Origin of the sequence: 'Vigna radiata' phytoplasma (assembly GCF_030586915.1) — a bacterium.
Taxonomy (GTDB): Bacteria; Bacillota_I; Bacilli_A; order Acholeplasmatales; family Acholeplasmataceae; genus Phytoplasma; species Phytoplasma australasiaticum.
Genome location: NZ_JAOSIS010000032.1, coordinates 828 through 5524, shown reverse-complemented (window position 1 = coordinate 5524; position 4697 = coordinate 828). Strand labels below are relative to the sequence as shown.

Below are 4697 nucleotides of genomic sequence, written 5' to 3'. Positions count from 1 at the left end.
TCTTTTTCTTCTTTTATTTTTTTATTTTGTTCTAAATATTTAATATTTTGAGGATTAGCTAAAAGAGCTTTTTTAGTTCTAATTAAATAGTTACCAAAACCAGGATTAACTTGAATAATTTCTTCTTTTTTACCTTTATCACTCAAGTCTTCTAATAAAATAATTTTCATATTTTCATTTCCTTCTTGATATTCATTTTTTAAAATGTTTTTTAATTCTAATAAAACATTATCAATATTACTGTTTTTAATTTGGGAGGCTGCGCTATTAATATGTCCTCCTCCATTCATTTGCTCCATAATAATTTGTACATTGATATTATCGCTACATGATCTAGCGCTAATACCTATTTGATTATCGGATAATTCTCCTATTACAAAAGCTGCTTCAATATTTTGTACATTTAAAGAATTTTCTGCTACTTTAGCCAAAAAAGAACGATCATTAATCGGTTTATCACTGGTTATAATAGCAAATTTTTTCATATAAATTTCCATACGAGATAATAGTCTATTCATTTCTAAAATTTGATCAAAATCCTGTCTTAGCCATAATTTAATTTTTTGACTTTCAGCGCCCATATTAATTAAACGCGATGCTACTTCTAAAGTTCTTGCGCTAGTTCGGGAGGTAAAAAAGTTAGTATCAATAATCATTCCTCCATACATAATAGTAGCTTCTAATGGCGAAATGTATACTGGATGATTTAAAAAGTATATTAATTCCATTATCATTTCTACAGTTGATGAAGATGATGCATCTATATAAGCGAATTTATTAGAAATAATTTTTTCTGAAGAACGATGATGGTCAATAATAATTATATTATCAGTTAAATTTAACAGTTCATTGTTATCTAAAATTTCTAAATGTTGATTATCTACAATAATAATTAAGGAATTTTTATTTATTATTTTATTCGCTTTATTAGCATTAATAATATTTTTTAAAAGCTTAGGATTTTCTTTATTTAAATTTTCATAAATATTTTTAAAATTTTTTTCCATAAAAATTGTATCTATAATAATATAATGATCTTGATCGCTATTTAGAATAGATGCTATTTTATAAATAGCAATCATAGAACCAAAAGCATCTAGATCTGGATTTTTATGACTCATAAAAAAACAATTATTATGTTTTTGAATTAGATCTTTAATGATTTCTGAATTAACTCTAGATACTATTTTAGAGTTGGTATTTAAAGAGGTTTTGGTCGCTCCAAAATATTGAATTTTTTGATTTTCAATATTAATTACTACTTGATCTCCTCCTCTTTTTTGTGCTAATTCTAATGCGCTTTGAGAATAATAAGCTAATTGGTTAAAAGGTAGATTATAGCAAGCGATTCCCATAGATAAAGTGATATTTAATTTATATTTTTCAGAAATATTTCTTATATTTTTCAAAATTGAAAATTTTTCTAATATCATATTTTCTAATTGTTCTCTTTTTAATAAAAGTAAAAATTTATCATCCGATAATTGTTTTAAATAAGTTTCATAAATTTCGAAGAAATCTGAAATAGCGCTTAAATATTCTACTTTAATTTGTGATTGTTCTGAAAAATCTAAATTTTTTAAAGAATTTTCTAAATTATCAAAAGATAAAAATATTAAAGCTGGTGTTGATCGATGATAAAGAGTTTGTACCTTTTCTCTTTGAGTTGCGTCGAATAGATAAAAAACATTAAATTCTTTTTTATATAAGCAATCAAAGTATTTATCTTTGATTTTTAAAACTATTTGTTGTTCTTTTTCTTTAATATTTAATAATTCAGCCATTTGGTTATTGATTAAGTTTAAAGATGTATTGATGTCAGGGTTATTAAATATTTTGTTTGCGTAAGTATTTATCCATTCAATAGTATTATTAGCGGTATTAATCACTATAATTCCTATAGTTAATTCGTTAAAAACTTCTTCACCTATTTTGTCTATATAATAAGATAATTTAGACCATAAAGCCAATCTTTTTTGTAATCTTTTAATTTTTAAACTACGTTGAAAATGCATATAAATACTTAAAAAGATAAAAAAGATTACTAATTTTCCAAGAATACTAAAAAACAATTTAATAATAATTTTTTTTACTTCTTGAATTTCTTTATTTGGGTTGTGAATTAATAATTTGATGTTATCATAGTCAAGGAAGGTCATATATAGAAATGTACCAATCAAAATTATAAATAAAAAAATTTTTTTATAATTGAGATTTTTTTTTCTTAATGTTAACATAATTAATTATTAAACTCTCTTTTCTAAAAAAACGGGGGCAAATATATAATTTTGTTATATAAAAAAACAAAACAAGTTAGATAAAACTTGTTTATTATTTATAAATATTTTACTTTTCGACAAAAGGTATTAAGGCCATATGACGCGCTCTTTTTATAGCTGTAGCTAATTTTCTTTGCCATTTAGCACATACTCCGGTTATTCTAGATGGTAAAATTTTACCTTCACTAGTTATAAATTTTTTTAGAATTTCTATATTTTTAAAATCTATATTAGTAAATTTATTTTGTGTAAAAAAACATACTTTACGACGTTTTTTAAAATATTTTTTTCGAATCATTTGCATATTTATAGTTTTACTCTTATATTCCTTATAAAATTTTAATTTTTAAAAAAGCGACTCATCTTCATCTTCTTTAATATCGGAAAAACTTTGATTATTTTTTTTTATATCTCTGTTATGTGATGTTTGTTCGACATCTAAATGATTGGAATATTCTGATTTTTGTTTATTTTTTTTATAATCCGAATATTCTTTGCTTTCTAAAAATTTAATATTTGTGCATAAAATTTTTGTATCAAAAGTTGTTTTTTGTTGATTATTATGATCTTCGTAAATTTCTGTTCTAACTCGGCCCTCTATAGCTAACAAACTCCCTTTAGTAATGTATCTAGTTAAGCTTTCTGCTTGTTTATCCCAAGCGATACAACGAATTAAATCTGATTCTTTTTTTCCTTCTTGGTTTGTATACCCTCTATCTATTATCAAATGAAAAATAACATAAGGTACGTTAGTTTCTTTTGTAAATCTTATTTCAGGATCTTTTGTTATTCTGCCTATTAAAAATACCCTATTTAACATTATTTTCTCCTAATTTATGTGTTTTATTTTTTGATAATAAGAAAACGAAGTATTTCTTCAGTTATTTGCATTAATTGATTAAATTTTTCTACAAATGTATTATCTGCTTTAATTGTTGATTGTACATAATATCCTTGTTGGAATTTTTTAATTGGATAAGCTAATTCTTTTAATTCTATAGAAGCAGGTATAATTTCTTCAAAACAATTAATATCTTTATTTTTGATAAAAGTTTTTTTTAAATTTTCTACTATTTCTTGCGCTTGTTCTTGACTTATATTGGGTTTTATAATGTACATTAATTCATATTCTTTCATTTTGGTGGATTTTTTTGCTCCTTTTGATCAATTGTTTAATTAATTTTTAAAAATATTTAACTATTTCATATCTTTATACTTTTATTTTAATCTTTTTGGATAAAAATATAGTAATTTTTTCAAATTAAATTTTATATAGAAATTTTAACTATTTTATAATAAAACAATATTTCAATTTCTATTATAAAAAATTAAATTTTATCAAATTGAAATGATGATATACTCTGAATTTCATTCTAACAAATAAGAAAAACAATGTCAATAAAATATTTTTAATAAAATGATATTAATAAATTTCATTTATTCGATTCAAACATATCTTTTTTATAATTTGTAATTATGATTTAGATTTTTTATAAAGGAGGTGATTGGTTATGTAACTATAGATGTAATTGCATTTTTACTTTCGATAATTCCTAATAATTAAGTTATATTTTTTAATATAAAGTTAACCTAGTAAATTAAATTTTAAATCTAAAATTTTGTTTTTTTAAACTTAATTTTGTTTAAATTTTTAAAATATTTTTTAAATATTTTATAAAAAAGGAGTTTTTTTTGTGAATTTACACAATGCTATAACTTATCTAAGTGGTATTTTTAATTTTATTAAAAATTATTATCATTATTTTATTAATATTATTTTTGGTTTAATTATGTTTATTTTAGTTTATTTAGCTATTTGGGTTATTAGTTTAATTATTAATATTTTACGTTTGTTACCTAAATTAAATTTTTTTAATAAATCATCTGCTATTACTCATTATCATTTATCAAAACCTAATCTTAATAATAACGATTTACAAAATAAAATATCTCCGCCTAGAGGAATTTTCTTTTCATCGTTTATTATTTTTATATTGTTTATTATATTATTAATGATAAGTTTCTTCTTTATTAAGAGGTTTAATTTTGCTCCAATTACAAAAATTCTAGGTTTATCTGATTTTTCTAAAAATAAATTACATCAATTAACGGCATTACCCAATAATTCTTCTGATAATATGTTTGTTTTTCGTCAAAAATCTGTCAAAGAATTAGATAAATTAGATGCTATTTTGAAGAGTAAGGATTATCATCCTGTTGCATTAGAATCAGAACAAAAACAATTATTAAAAGAATTAGGTGATTTAAAATCTCAAATTATTGCTACTTCTGATATGTCTGAAACACAAATTACAAATAATATTACTGAATTACAACAAAAAGTAAATAAATTAAATCATAAATATGGCGAGATTATTATGAGTAGTGCAGATGTTTTGATGTTGCGTCAAAAATCTG

5 protein-coding genes are annotated in these 4697 nt (G+C 21.8%); 1 reads left to right on the top strand and 4 read right to left on the bottom strand.

The window, feature by feature from the left end:
- From OC710_RS02420 to rpsF, 4 genes are all read right to left on the bottom strand, one after another.
- Positions 1 to 2237: DHH family phosphoesterase (locus OC710_RS02420; protein ID WP_304514997.1), on the bottom strand; the 2237-nt coding region annotated here is incomplete at its 3' end.
- A 109-nt stretch (positions 2238 to 2346) separates the two neighbouring features.
- A complete protein-coding gene (gene rpsR, locus OC710_RS02415; RefSeq protein WP_004995221.1) occupies positions 2347 to 2583 on the bottom strand; it encodes a 30S ribosomal protein S18 in 237 nt (78 codons plus the stop codon).
- Positions 2584 to 2625: 42 nt separating this feature from the next.
- Positions 2626 to 3099: a single-stranded DNA-binding protein gene (locus OC710_RS02410; protein ID WP_004995223.1), complete on the bottom strand. Its 474-nt coding sequence runs from the start codon at positions 3097 to 3099 to the stop codon at positions 2626 to 2628.
- A 23-nt stretch (positions 3100 to 3122) separates the two neighbouring features.
- Positions 3123 to 3416: a 30S ribosomal protein S6 gene (gene rpsF / locus OC710_RS02405; RefSeq protein ID WP_004995224.1), complete on the bottom strand. Its 294-nt coding sequence runs from the start codon at positions 3414 to 3416 to the stop codon at positions 3123 to 3125.
- A 557-nt stretch (positions 3417 to 3973) separates the two neighbouring features.
- Here rpsF and OC710_RS02400 point away from each other — a divergent pair.
- Positions 3974 to 4697 (top strand): hypothetical protein (locus OC710_RS02400; protein WP_304514996.1); only part of this gene is annotated, 724 nt, incomplete at its 3' end.